We start from the raw sequence: 16,908 nt of genomic DNA on the forward strand, positions 1-16,908 counted from the left end.
GGCTTCAGCTTGCCAAACCGCGCTGCACACATAAAGTGTGTCCGGGTAGCCGCGGTTGAGCGCATTCGGCGCGAAGTCCAATTGGTGTTCTCGGGTGGTCGAAAGTGACGGTGAGGTGAGGACGTTCGGATACGCCAACTGGATGCTGGCAGCATGCATTCTCCTCCTGGGTTGGATACCAATCCGCGCGATCGCTCAGGAAGGAGTCGAGAGCGGGGAATTCGTAGCGATATTGACCGATAGCCCCAGGGATACGATTGCAGCATTCGATCGTCTCTCGCGGGAGTTCGAAGACGCGTTCGGGGCCTACCTCGAGAAGCGGGACATAGAGCATGCAGCGCGAGTTGAACTCCTCGCCGAGCAGGTGGAATCGTTGATCGATCTTTCGGCGGTTCCGCAAGCGTCCCGAAGAAAGGTCGGCGGCGAGACAGCCGCATATCTTCTCGACATATTCGGTCGCATAGGCTTTCCCAAGGCCGAAGCCGCTCCCGCCGATGTCGATGCGGGCAACTTCGCCATTCGTGGTACGCCGTTCAGGGTTGTCAAGGTCAAGGACGGCGAACGACAGGGGGAGTTTCTCTTCAGCCGGGAGACCATTCGCCTTGCCCCCCGCTTCCTTCGTGTCGTCGGCAACACACCTCTGCGCAGCGGCCTGCCGATCGACAGCTGGAGCGACGAACTCCGGCTCGTCACGGGGCCGATGATCCCTGCAGCGCTGGTCGAGTCCATCCCTGACAGCTTGAAGCGGACGGCGCTGGGTGTCCCGATCTGGAAGGCTGTCGCGGTGGTCGTCTGCTCGATCGTTGCGGGAATCCTGCTGTTCGCTTTGCACCGGTTTCTGCGGAGGGCGGGAGGCAGGGCCGGGTGGACAGCAATCCTGACACCGTTGGCGATCGTCTTCGTCGTCGCATTGCTGCAGCGGTTCTTCGCCTTCCAGATCAACATTACCGGCGACTTTTCGCAATATGTCGACGTGGTCCGCGTCGTCGTATTGCACGTGGCATCGGCGTGGGCCTTCTGGCTACTATGTGTCGTGGCGGTGGAGGCGACCGTCGGCGGATCGGGCCTCTCCGGCCGCGGCATAGACGCCAGCCTGCTGCGGCTTGTTGCGAGAATAGTCGGCGTCGTGGGCGGTATCGTGATCCTCGCACATGGTGCGCAGCTGCTCGGCCTGCCGGTGTACAGCATCGTCGCCGGATTGGGGATTGGCGGTCTCGCGGTGGCGCTTGCCGTCCGGCCGACGCTCGAGAACCTCATCAGCGGTTTCATTCTTTATCTTGATCGCCCGATCAGGGTTGGCGATTTTTGCACCTTCGGGGATCAAAGTGGAACCGTGGAGAGCATCGGCGTTCGCTCGACGCAGATCCGGGCGCTCGACCGCACCCGAATTTCCATTCCCAATTCGCAATTCGCCGACATGCAGATCATCAACTGGGCCCATTGCGACCAGATGATGGTTCGCCATGTCATCGGCCTTCGCTACGAGACCGAATCCGATCAGCTGAGATATGTCCTGGCAAAGATACGGGAAATGCTCCACGGGCATCCCCGCATCGACGACGAAACCATCCGTGTCCGACTTGTGGAGTTCGCCGACAGCTCGCTGAACATCGAAATCCGCGTCTATGCAAGAACGCGGGAATGGAACGATTACTATGCGATCAGGGAGGACTTGCTGCTTCGCATCAAAGAAATCGTAGAGACTTCCGGCACGGGCTTCGCCTTCCCATCGCAGACCTTGTATCTTGGTCGCGACGAAGGTCTTGACGCGGGGCTGGGCGAGAAGAGCCGCCGGGCCGTGGCCGAATGGAGAAGGAAAGGTCGCTTGCCCTTCCCGCAATTCCATCCTGAGATGGCCAAACAACTGAGCGACAGGCTCGACTATCCGCCCCGCGGGTCGCCGGACTACCAATTGGGCGCCGATGAAATGACCGAACAGAAGGAGGAGCGCCTGTCCTCCCCCGCGGAGGAAGATGCCGGCGAGAAGGACCAACCCCGGTAGTCGCCAGCCCCCGGGGGCCGCAATTTCGATTGTTGGCAGCTTCAAGACACCTTTTGATCGCACCGTTTGACAATCGAGGGAGCAGAGCTTCCCGACCGGGGCGCCGTGTCACGGCAACTCGGCTGAGCTGTTTGGCGTCATTAGCACCTGGGCAGGCGTGGTCGTAGCGCACCCTGAACTTTTGCGTACCCAAGACATCGAGGGCGGCGCTCCGTTCGAAACGCCGCCCCGAAATTCGTGGTCGGTCTGGCAACCTCAGCGCCGTACCGCTATCCCCACAGGTATCACGCGCGATCGAAGCGATCGGCGTTCATCACCTTGTTCCACGCGGCCACGAAGTCCTTGACGAACTTCTCATTGGCGTCCGCGCTGCCATAGACTTCCGCCAGGGCGCGCAACTGCGAGTGCGAGCCGAAGATCAGGTCGACGCGGGTGCCGGTCCACTTGACCTCGCCCGTCTTCCGGTCGCGGCCTTCGAACACGTCCTTGGCATCCGAGACCGCCTTCCACTCCGTGCCCATGTCGAGCAGGTTCACGAAGAAGTCGTTGGTCAGTGCGCCGGGCTGGCTGGTGAAGACGCCGTGCGCGGAGCCGCCGACATTGGCGCCGAGCACCCGCAGGCCGCCGACGAGGACAGTCATCTCCGGCGCGGTCAGCGTGAGCAGTTGGGCCTTGTCGACGAGATTCTCCTCGGGCGACAGGCGCTGCCGGCCGCTGAGATAGTTGCGGAAGCCGTCAGCCACCGGTTCGAGCGGGGCGAAGGAGTGGACATCGGTCTCTTCCTGCGAGGCGTCCATGCGCCCCGGCGTGAAGGGGACCTGCACGTCGTTGCCGGCATCCTTGGCCGCCTTCTCGATCGCCGCGGCGCCGCCCAGCACGATCAGGTCGGCGAGCGAGACCTTCTTGCCGCCGGCGCCGAACTCCTTCCGGATCGCTTCGAGCTTGTCGAGCACCTTGGCGAGTTGGGCCGGCTGGTTGACCTCCCAATCCTTCTGCGGGGCGAGGCGGATGCGGGCGCCGTTGGCGCCGCCGCGCTTGTCGGAGCCGCGGAAGGTCGAGGCGGAAGCCCAGGCGGTCGAGACCAGCTCCGACACCGACAGGCCCGAGGCGAGGATCTTGGCCTTCAGGGCAGTGACATCCTCCTCGCCGACCAGCGGATGATCGACGGCTGGGATCGGATCCTGCCAGGGGAGGATCTCCTTCGGGACGAGCGGGCCGAGATAACGCTGGATCGGGCCCATGTCGCGATGCGTCAGCTTGTACCAGGCGCGGGCGAAGGCGTCGGCGAACTGGTCCGGATTCTCCAGGAAACGCCGCGAGATCTTCTCGTATTCGGGATCGAAGCGCAGTGACAGGTCGGTGGTCAGCATGGTCGGCGCATGACGCTTGGACTTGTCGTGCGCATCCGGCACCGTGCCGGCGCCCATGCCGTGCTTCGGCGTCCACTGATGCGCGCCGGCCGGGCTCTTCGTCAGCTCCCATTCGTAGCCGAACAGGTTCCAGAGGAAGTTGTTGGACCATTTCGTCGGCGTCGTCGTCCACGTCACTTCCAGGCCGCTGCCGATCGTGTCGCCGCCCTTGCCGGAGCCGAAGGCGTTGCGCCAGCCGAGGCCCTGTTCCTCGATGCCGGCCGCCTCCGGCTCGGCCCCGACCAGCGCGGCATCGCCGGCGCCGTGGGTCTTGCCGAAGGTGTGGCCGCCGGCGATCAGCGCGACGGTCTCCTCGTCGTTCATCGCCATACGCGCGAAAGTCTCGCGGATGTCGCGCGCCGCCTTGATCGGGTCCGGATTGCCGTTCGGTCCTTCCGGATTCACATAGATCAGGCCCATCTGCACGGCGCCGAGCGGGTTCTCGAGATCACGATCGCCGCTGTAGCGCTCGTCCGCCAGCCACTTGCCTTCCGGGCCCCAGTAGATGTCCGTCTCCGGCTCCCAGACGTCCTCGCGGCCGCCGGCAAAACCGAAGGTCTTGAAGCCCATCGATTCGAGGGCGACGTTGCCGGTCAGGATCATGAGGTCGGCCCAGGAGATCTTGCGGCCGTATTTCTGCTTGATCGGCCAGAGCAGCCGGCGCGCCTTGTCGAGGTTGACGTTGTCGGGCCAGCTGTTGAGCGGTGCGAAACGCTGCTGACCGGCGCCGGCGCCGCCGCGCCCGTCACCGATACGGTAGGTGCCGGCACTGTGCCACGCCATACGGATGAAGAGCGGGCCGTAATGGCCGAAGTCGGCCGGCCACCAGTCCTGCGAATCCGTCATCAGCGCCTTGAGGTCGGCAATGACGGCATCGAGATCGAGGCTCTCGAACTCCTTGGCGTAGTCGAAGGCCTCACCCATCGGGTTGGAGAGGGTCGAATGCTGGTGAAGAACCTGAAGGTCCAGCTGGTTCGGCCACCAGTCCCGGTTGGCCCTGGGGGCCACCCCGTGCACGACGGGGCATTTGCCCTCGCTCTTCTCAGTCTTCGCGTCCATTGTACTCTCCGGCGTGGCTCGGTTGATCTGCTACGTGGGATTGGGGCGACCCGCACGCAGGTCGCGGCGAGAGGCGGCGGGCGCGGCCCGCTCTTCCTCATGTTGATCCTGTACCAAACCCCAGCGATAAATTGAAGTTGGATTTGTTGATCGCTGGGATAATATGAGGTTATGGTCAATGTCACACTCAAGCAGCTCCGCTATTTCGAAGCGCTGGCGCACCACAGCCACTTCGGGCGCGCGGCCGATGCCTGCGCGATTTCCCAGCCTGCAATGTCGGTGCAGATCAGGGAGCTGGAAGAGACGCTAGGCACCGAACTCTTCGAAAGGGGCGCGCGGCAGGTCCGGCTCACCGGCTTCGGCGAAGAGTTCGCGCTGCGTGTTCGCGACATATTGCGATCGGTCGACGAGCTCGGCGATCTGGCGCGCGCGTCGCGCGAGCGGCTGGTGGGACGGCTGCGGATCGGTGTCATCCCCACCGTCGCGCCCTACCTGCTGCCCACCATCATCGGCAAGCTGACCAGCCTGCATGACGGCCTCGACATCCATGTGCGCGAGACGCAGACGCAGAAGCTGATCCGGGAACTGGCGGAAGGCCGGCTCGACACGGCCATCGTCGCCCTGCCGGTGTCCGAGCCTTTCCTCAGCGAAGTCGCGCTGTTTTCGGAAGATTTCGTCCTGGTCCGGCCGGGCGAGGACGAGGGCAAGCCGGTACCAAGCCGCGAGATGCTGCGCGAGATGCGGCTGCTTCTCCTGGAGGAGGGCCACTGTTTCCGCGACCAGGCCCTCTCCTTCTGCAATGGGCAGTCGGCGCGACCGCGGGAACTGATGGACGGCAGTTCGCTCTCGACACTGGTGCAGATGGTCAGCGCGGGCATCGGCGTCACCTTGATCCCGGAGATGGCCGTGGCGGTGGAGACCCGTTCCGCTTCGGTGTCCGTCGCACGCTTCAAAAGTCCGCAGCCGTCCCGAACGATCGGCATGATCTGGCGCAAGGCGAGCCCGCTCGCCGAACAACTCCTCCAGATCTCCGAGGTCGTCCGCGAGTCGGCGGAGGCGTTGCACGGGCGACCGACGTCGCTCGCGTCCGCCCCTTCGGCACCAGGCGCTTCACACAGAGCAAGTTCAGGGTAGCCTGCCTGGCGATTGCCGCAACTTTCGAGAGGTATTCGCCCGAGCGCCACTCACCGGCTGGCAGGCGCCGGCTCGAGTTGCACTTGGCTATCACTCGGCCGGAGCGATGATGGCTCCTCCAAATGCAGCGAGGCCGGTGAAGGAGTCGTCTCGTGCACTGGCCAGGAGGGCGCCCCTATCCGGCTTGCGCCGATCGCTGGCCGAGCCGTATCCGACGCGCCTGGCGACCTCGTCCAGCGGAGGAATCCGATGTGGCCGAAGCGCTGTGGCTTGCGGCAAACGACATGTCCGACCGGTTGCGGTTCCCGGCCGGCGCAGACGCCGTGGCACTGGCCCGCGCCGGGTGAGGCAGCGAGCGAATCGTTCGTCGTTGTTGGAGGGCGCAGCATTCAAGGGGCCGCCCTTCCATTGACACCCGCCTGCGGCTTCATCATCCTCGCGGGCGAATCCGTGTCGGATCGGGGGACCCCGTTCCGTGGTCCAAGTTATCTGAAGTCTCCGGGGGGAATGCGCTCGCGCCATGTCGGACGACATGCTGATCCACTACAACCGGGAACTGCTCCATATCCGGCGCGCGGCGGCGGCCTTCGCGGCCGAGAACCCGCGCATCGCCGGGCGGCTGCGACTCTCGGAGGACGCGGTCGAGGACCCGCATGTCGGCCGTCTCATCGAAGCCTTCGCCTATCTCACGGCGCGGGTGCGCCAGAAGCTCGACGACGATTTTCCCGAGCTGACCGGAGCGATGCTTGGCATCCTCTATCCGCATTTCGACCGGCCGATCCCGTCCATGTCGATCCTGCAGCTCGAACCGCAGCCCGACATGCCGCACGCCCACCGCGTACCGGCCGGCACGCTCATCGACACCGAGCCCATGGAAGGCGAACGCTGCCGTTTCCGCACCGCCTTCGATGTGACGCTGCATCCTCTGGGAGTGCGAACGGCCACGCTTTCAGGCCGGCCGATCACCGCGCCCAGCACGCCGCGCGCCCAGAACGCCGCCGCCTGCCTTCGCCTCACACTTGAGATGACGGCGCCCGACGGCAGCTTCGCGAGCCACGCACCGGACCGGCTGCGGATGTTCCTGCGCGGCCAGCCGCAACTCGTCTATCCGCTTTACGAATTGCTGCTCAACGACGCCATCGCCGTTGCCTTCGCGGAAGGCGCGAACGATCCCGATGCCGTGGTGCTTGACGCCTCGGCCTTCTCGCCCGGCGGCTTCGGCGAGCATGAAGGACTGCTGCCCTATGAGAAGGGGTCGCATATCGGCTATCGCATCCTCACCGAATATTTCGCCTTTCCCGAGAAATTCCTGTTCGTCGACCTCGCTTTCCCCGAAATCGGCCGGCTCGCCGGCAAGGGACGCACGCTCGACGTCTTCGTCTATCTCAAGCGCCCCTCGCCCAGCCTGGAGCGCTCGGTCACGGCGGCAAGCTTCGCGCTCGGCTGCACACCGATCGTCAACCTCTTCCCCCAGACCGCCGAGCCGATCGCCGTCGACCACCGGACGAGCGAATATCGGGTCGTGCCCGACAGCCGGCGACCGCGCGCTCTTGAGGTCTACAGCGTCGAAGCCGTCACCGCCTCGGACGCCGATGGCAACAGGCGCGAGATCCTGCCCTTCTACAGCGTGCGCCACAGCCTCGACGAACGCCACGGCAGCATGGACGGCGAGCAGCCTGCATGGTGGCTCGCAGCGCGGCGGATATCCGATCCGGAAAACCCCGGCAGCGAGGTCTATCTGTCCATCGTCGACCCGGCCTTTAGCCCGGCGGCCGAGCCGGACAGCGTGCTGTCGGTCGAGACGCTCTGCCTCAACCGCAACCGCCCCGAACGGCTGCCCTTCGGCGGCGGCCAGCCGGCGCTGCGCATGGTCGATCCGGTTCCGCTGGTCAAGACGATGCGGCTCCTGACCGCGCCGACCCCGACCATCCGCCCGGATTACGGCCAGGGCGCCCGCTGGCGGCTGATCTCGCATTTGTCGCTCAACCATCTCTCGCTGGTATCCGACGGCGGCGTGGAGGCGCTGAAGGAGATGCTGCTGCTCTACGACTTCCGCAACTCGGCCGAGACGCAGGCGCTGATCGACGGCATGCTCGGCCTGTCCTCGAAGCCGGGCACGGCGCGCGTGAGGAGCCGCGGCCAGACCGCCTTCTGCCGCGGTATCGACGTGACCGTCACCTTCGACGAGGGCAATTTCTCCGGCAACGGCGTCTTCCTCATGGCGAGCGTTCTCGAACGCTTCCTGGGGCTCTATGCCGGCGTCAATTCCTTCTCGCGCCTCACAGCCCTGGTGAAGGGCCGCAGCGGAGTGCTCAAGACATGGCCAGCACGCGCCGGCGACCGCATTCTTCTCTGAAGTCGGACCTGTTCGATCGACCGCAGGCCTACGATTTCTTCCAGGCCGTGCGCATCGTCGAGGCGATCGCGGCCGACGAGGCCAAGACCGCAAGCGAGGTGACCCCCGACGCGGCCGGGCGCGGCGTCGAGCCCGCGAACGCTACGCTCAACATCCGCTCGGCGGTTCCGCTCGGCTTCGCGGCGGCCGAGGTCACCGCGCTCCGGCGTCCGCGCGGCGGCGGCCCGGTCGAGATGACGCAGACCGTGGTTGGGCTCACCGGACCGTCCGGCGTATTGCCGCACGCCTTCAGCGAAATGGTCCATATCAGCGTGCGCGACCGCAACCGCGGCCTGCGGGAGTTCTTCGACCTGTTCAACAACCGCCTCGCAGGGCTTCTCTACGACGCCTGGGCGAAATACCGGATCGTGGTGGAGCAGGAACGCGACCGCCACCTGAAGACCGGCCAGCCGATCGACGCCGCACTCAGGGCGCTGGCCGGCATCGGCATGCCGTCGCTGTCGGAACGGATGGAAACACGGGACGCAACGCTGGTGCGTTTCGGCGGCCTGCTCGGCCGCGAGGGACGCTCGGCGAGCGCTGTGGAAAGCGCGCTGCGCGGCGTGCTCGGCTGCAAGGTGACGGTGGAGCAGTTCCACGGCGAATGGCTGCCCATCGACGAGGCCGACAGGACGAGGCTGCCCGGCCCCGGTACGCCCGAGGGCGCCTTTTGCCGGCTGGGCGAGGACACGGTCCTGGGCGAGCGTACCTTCGACATCCAGTCCTCGGTTGCCCTGGAAGTCGAGCCGCTCCACTACGCCGTGTTTCGCTCGCTGTTACCGGACGGCGCGCAGGCCAGGATGTTCGCCGACCTGGCGGCGATCGCGCTCGGCGCCGACAAGGCCTTCCGCATTCGCCTTGGCCTGCTGCCCGGCGAGGTTCCGCCGCTCAGGCTGGGCGGCGACCCCGACCGGGCGGAAGCGAGCCGGCTCGGCTGGAACACCTGGCTCGCCGCATCCGCGCCGCGCACGCGGCCGGTCGAGGCGGAGTTCCGCCCGGCGCCGCATTTGAGATAGGCGCGGCCACCGCCGCATTCCGCCGGCCTATCATCTTGTCCGTGCGGGATTTCTTGCCGCGACCGCCTCCCCCTCGGACGCCCGATGCTGTAGCGTCCCCGATGCGGATCGGACCGGGGCGGAGGTGGGCTTGCCCGGTTGCCGACCGATACCCATGACAGGATCGAAGCATGAGCACTTGGAACGATGGCTACGTCTCGGACATCGAGTATCTTCCGGGCTTCTATGTCGACCAGTCGCCGGCCCATCTCGACCTCGTGTGCCTGCTGCGCAATGTCGAGCCTCCGGTGGCGGCGGGCGAGCCGTTCCGCTACTGCGAGCTCGGCTGCGGGGTCGGCGAAAGCGCGCTGGCGATCGCCGCCGCCAATCCCGACAGCGAGGTCTGGGGCTTCGACTTCAACCCCGCCCACATCGCGCGTGGCCGCGAACTGGCGCGGTCCGGCGGCCTCGGCAACATCAGGCTGGAGGAGGCCTCTTTCGAAGAGCTCGCGCAGTCGGACCGGTTCGGGCTTCCCGTCTTCGACTACATCACGCTGCACGGTGTCTGGGCCTGGATCAGCGCCGCCAACCGCGCCGCCATCACGCGTTTCATCGACCGTCATCTGAAGCCCGGCGGCCTCGCCTACGTGACCTACAATGCGCTGCCCGGCTGGACGTCGACCATGCCGCTGCAGCGCCTGATCTCGGATTTCGCCGCCCTAGGCCACGAGCGCAGCGATATCGGGGTCAGCAAGGCGATCGACCTGGCGCGCCGCGTCTGCGACGCCGGCGCCGGGTTGTTGCCGGCCGACCTCGTGGCGCGGCTGGAGAAGGAGCGCGACAGCGGCAACCTCGCCTATCTCAGCCACGAATATCTGAACGCGCATTGGGCGCCCTGCTACCACGCGGACGTGGCGCGCGATCTCGCCGCCGCCAAGCTGGAATTCGTCGGCTCGGCCAACCTGTTGGAGAATTTTCCGGAGCTCTCCCTCAACGCCGGGCAGCGGACGCTGATCCAGGACGCCCCCGACGGCATGCGGGAAACCCTGCGCGACTATTTCATGGTTCGCACCTTCCGCCGCGACGTTTTCATGCGCGGCGTCAGGCTTATCCCCGACCGGCGCCGTGACAAGCGGCTGCGCGAGCGCAGCCTGATGCTCGTCGTCCCGCCATCCGCCGTCACCCGCGACATCAAGGTGCCGCTCGGCGAGGCGAACCTCAATGAAGGCTTCTATGCGCCGGCACTGAAGGCGCTGACCGAGGGCCCCCGCTCCATCGGCGAGCTTCTCGACCTGCCGGAGGCGGCCGGCTCGACCGCATCGGCGCGCGAGGTGCTCGGCATGCTGGTGGGCTCGCGACAGGCCATGGCCGTCGTCAACGCGGTCACGCCCGAGGCCGTCGTGGCAGCCCGCACCTATAACCGGCATCATCTCGCCGCCTGCGCCGACGCCGGCCGCGCTGTGACGGCGCTGGCCGCCCCCGCCATCGGTTCGGCGGTCACGGTCACTGTGTTCGAGATGCTCGCCTACGAGGCCCTGACCTCGGGCACATCAGCCGACCCGGCCGCGCTGACCGCGGCGGTCTGGACATTGCTCCAGTCGCGCGGCGACAAGGTGCGCCATGAAGGCAGCATCATCGAAAGCGAAGAGGAGAACCTGCGGATCCTGCGCGACAATATGGAGAAGATCACGATGGTCGCCTTGCCGCTGTGGCGGCGGCTGGGCGCGCTCTGATCCGTTGCGGCCGCGATGGCCGGGCCATGTCCCTACGAACTGGTCGGGCCGCTCCGCGCGGGATCGATAGTATCCGTCCACGAGGCGGTCGACGGCGCGACTTCGGTCGTGGTCAAGATACTCGACGAGGCGGCCGCAGCGACCGATCCGGTCAGCGCAAGGCGGTTTGCCCGGGAGATCGCCCTCAACGTCGGAGCGCGCCATCCCGGCCTGGCGACGGTGCATGGTCATGGCCAGAACTGGATCGCTTTCGAGCGGCTCGAGCCGCCGGGCGACCGGTGGACAAGACCGGGCGGGCTTCGGCGGCTCGTCGCCCAGTTGGCCGCCGTGCTCGCCTATCTCCATGCCCGCGGTATCGTGCATCGCGACGTGAAGCCGGCTCATGTGATGTTCCGCGGGGAACAGCCCGCCCTGATCGACCTCGGCGTCGCCGGCCTCATCGCCGACGACCCGCTCGACGGCAAGGAGATGGTCGGCTCGCCGGCCTGGATGGCTCCCGAACAGCTTCACGGCGCGAAGCCCGCGCCGTCGGCGGACATCTGGTCGCTGTGCGCCGTCGGCGTGTCGATAGCCCAAGGCGCACCGCTGTTTTGTGGCACGGCGGACGCGGTGCTCGCGGAGCGGCGCAGGACTGTTCGGCCGGAGGTAAGGCTGGCGGGATTGCTCGACGACCGCTGCCTGGTCAGGTTGCTCGAAGCCGGTCTGGGTCCCGCGGGAGACAGGCCTACGGCAGCGGAGATGGCGCGGGAGTTGTTGTTGAGCGAGGAATGAAACCTAAGATGGTGGCAGGCACCCCTCAACCGACCTCACCCTGTCGGGCGAGGCCACCTTCGCCCACAAGGGGAGAAGGGAACGCCGCGGCAACGTTTCGGCCAATCGCGAGCCTTGACGATTTGTAACGGCCGCTGAGCCAAGCTCCGGCCTTCTCCCCCTGTGGGAGAAGGTGGCCGCGCCCACGGGTCTTGCCTCCAGCAAGCCCGAGGACAGGCTCCGCGCGGTCGGATCAGGGGTAACTCCAGGCCCTCAGCCGATCACGAGATCGACCGCCGGGTGCAGCTTCTTCAGGTTCGGCAGCGACTTCGACTGCCAGGGAATGCGCGTGGAACCCTTCACCGCGAGCCCGACTTCGGGACGTTTGCGCACCTCGATCGTGAACTTGGCGAGCAGGTTGATGCCCGATGAATTGAGGAACTGGAGCTCGGTGAGATCGAGCACGATCGTCTTGGGCTTTGCAGCCAGCACCTTGTCCATCAGTTCGAGGATCGGCGCATAGGCCTCCGTGCCCGACAGGCGCATCGTTCCCTCATAATGGATCGTCGCTGCCTCGCTCCAGACCCTGTAGTCGTCCGTCTTGATTTCCATGATATGCAATCGGCTCCAGTGTTGGTCTCAGGCGATGTCTAGCGCGGCGAAAGTGGTCAGCCGCACCGGCCCGGCCTCCGCGATCCTGTGGAATGTCCAGCCCAAGCGTGCGCCATAGTCGCTCATCAGGGTCAGAAGACCAAGCCCCGATCCGCTGGACCCGGCGTCGGCCGCGTTGGCCTCGATGCGCTCGATCAGGAGGTCGCCGGGATCGCGCGCGGTCAGTTCGACGAGCAACGCGCCGAAGCGCGCCGCCGTTTCGGCATCGACCAGATTGGTGACCTTCAGTTCGAACCTGGCGCCCTCCAGCGAACTCTCGATCACGATGTCGCCCGGCGCCCTGAACTTGACCGCGTTCTCCAGCAGTTCGTTGACGAGATAGCCGATGCTGTGCCGGGCCTCGTTGTAGTCTGCGCCCGACGCCTTGCAGCGGAGCGCGAAGAACTCGCCAAGGAACTCCGAGGTGGTGCTGCAATGATGCCAGGCGAGGTCGATCGGGCCATCGGCGAGCCGCAGCCTGTTGGCGATCGCCGAGGCGCCGTTGTGGAGCTCCGTATTGCCGATGCTGTCGTGCATGCGCCTACCTGTGCCTCATCACGACCAGGGTGATGTCGTCGTGGATCTTCTGCGAGCCGATATGCGCCATCAGGTCCGAGATGATGCCGTCCTTGATCTCGTCGGCGCTGCCGTTGCGATGGCGCCTCGCGCTCTCGCAAAGCCGGTCGAATCCGAACAGCTCGCCGCTCGGCGCCTCGGCTTCGGTCACGCCGTCGGTATGCAGCACGATGACGTCGCCGCTGTCGAAATGGAAATCGCGCGTCCCCACGAACGAAGCGATGTCGCTTTCAAGGCCGATCGGGAAGCCGAGATCCACCGTGTCGATACGCTCGACCTCGCCTTCGCCGCGCACCACGATCACCTCTTCGTGCTGGCCCGAAAGGGTCACTCGCCTGTCCTCATAGTCGAGGAACGCCAGAGACAGATGCTTGTCGGTGCGCGTCCGCTCGATGTTCTTGTAGATGGCGCGGTTCAGCACCTCGAGGAACTCCTTGGGGTCGCCGCCGCCTTTCTCCTGCAGCGCACGCGCCACCGACTGGACCATCAGCATCAGCACGCCGCTCTCCAGCCCGTGACCGGTCACGTCGCCGATGCCGACCTTCACCCGGTTGCCGTCCTGCAGCACGTCGTAATAGTCGCCGCCCACCTCGTCGGCCGGCTCCATATAGCCGGCGATCTCGATGCGCGGGATGGCGCCCAGTTCGCTCGACTTGGGCAGCACCATCATCTGGATGTGGCGGGCGACGTCGAGCTCGGCGCCCAGCCGCAGATTTTCGCTCTTCAGCCGCGCATTGAGCGCGGTGATCTCCTCATTGGCCTTGCCGAGCTCGCGCGTGCGCTCGGCGACCAGCCCTTCGAGGTTCTCGGTATGGTAGCGGATCTCCTCCGCCATCTTGTTGAAGGCCACGCCGACAGCGCCGACCTCGTCGCGCGTCGGGATGGAGACACGCACCGAATAGTCTTTCGCCTGCAGGCGGCGCGCCGCGTCGGCCAGCGCGCTCAGCCCAGCCGTGATGCGGCCCGAGATCGCATAGACCGCCAGGAAAACGATCAGCAGCGAGATGCAGAAGGCAGCGAGCTGCCAGTTCAGTATGCGGTTCGTGGCGTTCGAAATGTCCGCCTGGGCGGCGATCAGCGCGGCGTAGATCTCCCTCTGCGGCACGACGAAGCCGAGCGTCATGGCCTCCTTGACGATAATGCTGCCGTTCCAGAGGTTGGTCGGTTCGAGCTGCCGCAGCACGACGATATAGGGAACCTGCTCGCCGTCCTTTTCGAGGAAGACGGTCTCGATCTTCGTGTTCTGGTCCGTCGGAAGCTTCAGCGCCGCGATCGCGGGCTGCGTGCTGCTGCGCAGCGAACGGCTCACGCCGGTGACGCCCTGTCCGCTGACATCGCTCGACACGAGGCCGAGAGCGCCGACGCCGGCATCGCTGACCGTCGTCACATTGCCCTGCGATGTCGTCAGGAAAGCGAAGCCGGTTTCCGCGATGGTCACGTTGGTGACGAGGCTGGAGAGCTGTTCGAGCGTGATGTCGACCGCCGCCATGCCGGCGACATCGGAACGATCCTTGGTCCACAGCGGATGGAAGAAGCTGACGATGAGGGCGCCGGTGATGGCGTCCACATAAGGGGCGGTGGTGACGATGTTGGAAGCGACGGGACGCGCGGTGGAATTGCCGATCCAGCCCTGCCAGCCCTCGTAGACGCCGGGAAAGAAGAAGTCCCAGAAATTGGCCGCATTGTGCCCGGGATAGAGGCGATCGAACGTCTGCGCCTGATCCGTGTAAGGCGTCGTGCGCATGATCGGCCGATCTTTCGGCCCGACATAATAGAGCTGGAGCTTCGGCGCTCCCGTCGCCATCATGCCGGGAGCGATGAGATTGAAGGCCGAACTCCGGCTGATCTCGTCCCGCACCGCGGGCAGCGGCGCACCGTCCGGCCCGAGAAGGTAACCCCAGACGCTGACGACGGACTTGCCCGGCGCGTTCTGCACCCATTTGGCTTCGGGATTGTAGACGAGATCGTCCTTCAGCGCCGGATTGCTTTCCACAGCCGCGCCGATGGCGTTGCTCGTCTCGGGGCTGTCGATCAGCCCCTGCATGGCGTTGGCCAGCGTCGTCACCTCGGAATGGACCTGGGCCAGGAGCGAGTCCGCCCGCCGGCCAGTCGTCTCGATATAGGTGTCCAGATATTCCTGCGAGGCCCTGGTCAGCCCATCGCCGATCGTCCGGGTGGCGTCACGCGACAGGTTCTGCACATTCCAGATGGCCACGCCGCCGGCGAGCATCAGATCGAAGATGATCGCCGCACCGACCACTACGACGAACTTCGCCCGAAAGCTCTTGAAGGAAAACCACGGAACCCGCGGCGAATCAGCTTGAACGGCGTCCGTCATGCGGGCTTCCGCCCCGATGCGACCCAGATCGGCCATCCGGCATAACCCTTCGGATGCAGGGCGGCGAAGATATGATCCTGGAAGCCTCTGCGGAAGCGCTCGATGAATTCGGGAGAATCACCCCGCTCGACGGCCATCCGGCCGGCATAGACATCTTCCCAGGACTGGATGACGTCGGCGAAATCCTGCGGATCCCCGTCGAGATTGGTCACCATGAAGGATTCCATCCTCACGTCGTCGAAGCCGGCGTCGAGCATGTAGCGGCGGCTCTTCGGACCGAGCTCGATGTCCATCTTGAAATGAGCCCAGAGGGCAGCAACCTCGTTGTATGTCCACTGGATGGTATCCGCGCGCGGCTCGCCCAGGCAATGCGAGTTCTTCTCGTTGGTGATGTAGACCCGCCCGCCAGGCTTGCAGATCCGGAACAGTTCCTTGAGGATCAGTTCGGGCCGGTCGAAGACCTGCAGGGAGTGCCGGCAGGTGACGAAGTCGAACTGGTTGTCCTCAAGCAGCATCTCGGACGCGTCGCCATAGACATATTCGATGCCCTGGATGCCGAAATCGCCCGCCACGCGGCGCGCATAAGCCAGGCTCGACCTGGAATGGTCGAGCGCGACCATCCTGGCCGGCGCGAACTCCTTGAATGCCAGCACGGCGAAATCGCCGATGCCGCAGCAAATGTCGGCCACGAGCAGACCCGGCTTCATGCCGTGGCGCGGCAGGATTCCGCGCTCGTGGCGCCAGGTCAATTTCGTCTGCGTACGCAGGATCGGAATGAACTCGCCTTCCTCGAGGAACGACTGGCCCGGGTAGAACTCGCTGTCATATTCCTCCACGGCGATGTTCTGGTTGACGTCGCGAAGGCTGGCGAATTTGCGTGTCGACCAGCCGACGACGCTCGACGTGATGACCGATATCCTGAGGTCCGCACGACTCCCGACGGCCGAGACCATCAGGTCGGCGAGTACGCGGAAGGCGATGTTGTTCAGCCGCACCAGCCGCTTCACATTGACGTAGAGCGTGCCGGTGACCGAACGCAGCGACTGCTCGAAAAGCCGGGCGCAGCCGTCGAGGTCCTCGGCGCGTTGGGGTCGCATCGACCCGATGATCGAGAACTCCTGGTTGTTCTCGTCGAAGCGGATCTGGAACATGTCGTCAGCCGTATGAGCCATCAGAGCCGGGTATCCTCGAGTGAAAGATCCGCCACAAGGCGGATGGCGTTGTCCTGTTCCGCGTCGATGCGGAAAACCGCGTCGTAGTCGACCGCCAGTTCGAAGAGCCCGATATCCGGCTCGAGCGGACCTGGCGAGAACAGCGCCGAGCGATATTGTTCGGCCACGTCGGGGCGGGCGAGCCGCTTGCTGGCGTCCAGATAGAAGCGGGTGGCCGACCCTTCGCAAGGTATGGTCAGCTCGATCCGATCCAGTTCGCCGCAGCGGGAGACCCTGCAGGCGAATCTGCCGTTCGGCCCGTGGGCGCGGTAGGCGGTTTCGAGAAGCTCGTTGAGCGCCGACGAAAAGAGGTTCGAATAAAGCAGGGAGTCGATACGGTTGTGGCTGATCATCTGCGCCACATAAGAGGAGATGCGGTCGCAATAGGACCAGTCGGCGCAGAAGACGCCGATATCCATGTCGAGTTCGAGGAGAAGCTCGAATCCGCTCTCGGTCCCTTGCATCCGTCCCACCCTCCTCGAGCGCCGCGCCATTTCGGGCGCAAGAGGCACGCTCCGATACTTAGAATCCACGCATCATGCTTCCCGAAAATCGATCACGATCTCCACGCCGATGCGGCAGGCGCTTGCACCGTGGGGTGTATTCTCGGCGGAAGTGGAAGCTTCAGCCCGGCTTGCCCCCCGCGAACCGGCCC

13 protein-coding genes and 1 pseudogene are annotated in these 16,908 nt (G+C 65.4%); 7 read left to right on the forward strand and 7 right to left on the reverse strand.

The window, feature by feature from the left end:
- Positions 1 to 4: 4 nt before the first annotated feature.
- Positions 5 to 997, reverse strand: a complete 993-nt coding sequence (locus JN280_RS37285; protein WP_202309185.1) for a hypothetical protein — start codon at positions 995 to 997, stop codon at positions 5 to 7.
- Between JN280_RS37285 and JN280_RS37290 the strand changes: the two genes are divergently transcribed.
- Positions 974 to 2,002, forward strand: coding sequence for a mechanosensitive ion channel family protein (locus JN280_RS37290; protein WP_202309186.1), 1,029 nt, complete (start codon positions 974 to 976; stop codon positions 2,000 to 2,002). The genes JN280_RS37285 and JN280_RS37290 overlap by 24 nt on opposite strands.
- Positions 2,003 to 2,286: 284 nt before the next feature.
- Here JN280_RS37290 and katG read toward each other — a convergent pair whose 3' ends face one another.
- The gene (gene katG / locus JN280_RS37295) at positions 2,287 to 4,470 is read right to left on the reverse strand and encodes a catalase/peroxidase HPI (RefSeq protein ID WP_202309187.1); all 2,184 of its coding nucleotides are present in this window, start codon (positions 4,468 to 4,470) and stop codon (positions 2,287 to 2,289) included.
- Between the two features lie 171 nt (positions 4,471 to 4,641).
- On the opposite strand from katG, the gene JN280_RS37300 reads away from it, so the two are divergent.
- The 6 genes and pseudogenes from JN280_RS37300 (at position 4,642) to JN280_RS37320 (ending at position 11,498) form a co-directional block, all read left to right on the forward strand.
- Positions 4,642 to 5,604: a LysR substrate-binding domain-containing protein gene (locus JN280_RS37300; protein WP_202309188.1), complete on the forward strand. Its 963-nt coding sequence runs from the start codon at positions 4,642 to 4,644 to the stop codon at positions 5,602 to 5,604.
- A 242-nt stretch (positions 5,605 to 5,846) separates the two neighbouring features.
- Positions 5,847 to 5,951, forward strand: a pseudogene (locus tag JN280_RS39870) (short-chain dehydrogenase/reductase); the annotation flags it as partial.
- A 173-nt stretch (positions 5,952 to 6,124) separates the two neighbouring features.
- Entirely contained in the window at positions 6,125 to 7,960 is a 1,836-nt protein-coding gene (tssF, locus tag JN280_RS37305; protein WP_202309189.1) for a type VI secretion system baseplate subunit TssF, read from the forward strand.
- Positions 7,924 to 9,015 carry a type VI secretion system baseplate subunit TssG gene (tssG, locus tag JN280_RS37310; RefSeq protein ID WP_202309190.1) on the forward strand — a complete coding sequence of 364 codons (1,092 nt, stop codon included), beginning with the start codon at positions 7,924 to 7,926 and terminating at the stop codon, positions 9,013 to 9,015. Before tssF ends, tssG begins: the two co-directional genes overlap by 37 nt.
- A 170-nt stretch (positions 9,016 to 9,185) precedes the next feature.
- Positions 9,186 to 10,727, forward strand: a complete 1,542-nt coding sequence (locus JN280_RS37315; protein WP_202309191.1) for a class I SAM-dependent methyltransferase — start codon at positions 9,186 to 9,188, stop codon at positions 10,725 to 10,727.
- A 15-nt stretch (positions 10,728 to 10,742) separates the two neighbouring features.
- The gene (locus tag JN280_RS37320) at positions 10,743 to 11,498 is read left to right on the forward strand and encodes a protein kinase domain-containing protein (RefSeq protein ID WP_202309192.1); all 756 of its coding nucleotides are present in this window, start codon (positions 10,743 to 10,745) and stop codon (positions 11,496 to 11,498) included.
- A gap of 252 nt (positions 11,499 to 11,750) precedes the next feature.
- On the opposite strand, the gene JN280_RS37325 is transcribed toward JN280_RS37320, so the two are convergent.
- Genes JN280_RS37325 through JN280_RS37345 form a run of 5 tightly spaced genes read right to left on the reverse strand, consistent with a single transcriptional unit; the run spans position 11,751 to position 16,717 of the window.
- Positions 11,751 to 12,089 carry a slr1659 superfamily regulator gene (locus tag JN280_RS37325; RefSeq protein ID WP_202309193.1) on the reverse strand — a complete coding sequence of 113 codons (339 nt, stop codon included), beginning with the start codon at positions 12,087 to 12,089 and terminating at the stop codon, positions 11,751 to 11,753.
- A gap of 27 nt (positions 12,090 to 12,116) precedes the next feature.
- Positions 12,117 to 12,665, reverse strand: a complete 549-nt coding sequence (locus JN280_RS37330) for a slr1658 superfamily regulator (protein WP_202309194.1) — start codon at positions 12,663 to 12,665, stop codon at positions 12,117 to 12,119.
- A 4-nt stretch (positions 12,666 to 12,669) separates the two neighbouring features.
- A complete protein-coding gene (locus JN280_RS37335) occupies positions 12,670 to 15,042 on the reverse strand; it encodes a SpoIIE family protein phosphatase (RefSeq protein ID WP_202309195.1) in 2,373 nt (790 codons plus the stop codon).
- A complete protein-coding gene (locus tag JN280_RS37340; protein WP_202309196.1) occupies positions 15,039 to 16,214 on the reverse strand; it encodes a class I SAM-dependent methyltransferase in 1,176 nt (391 codons plus the stop codon). Before JN280_RS37340 ends, JN280_RS37335 begins: the two co-directional genes overlap by 4 nt.
- Complete coding sequence (locus JN280_RS37345) at positions 16,214 to 16,717, reverse strand: ubiquinone biosynthesis methyltransferase UbiE (RefSeq protein WP_202309197.1); 504 nt, start codon at positions 16,715 to 16,717, stop codon at positions 16,214 to 16,216. Before JN280_RS37345 ends, JN280_RS37340 begins: the two co-directional genes overlap by 1 nt.
- Between the last annotated feature and the right edge of the window lie 191 nt (positions 16,718 to 16,908).

Source organism: Mesorhizobium sp. L-8-10 (genome assembly GCF_016756635.1).
In the GTDB taxonomy this organism is placed as follows: domain Bacteria; phylum Pseudomonadota; class Alphaproteobacteria; order Rhizobiales; family Rhizobiaceae.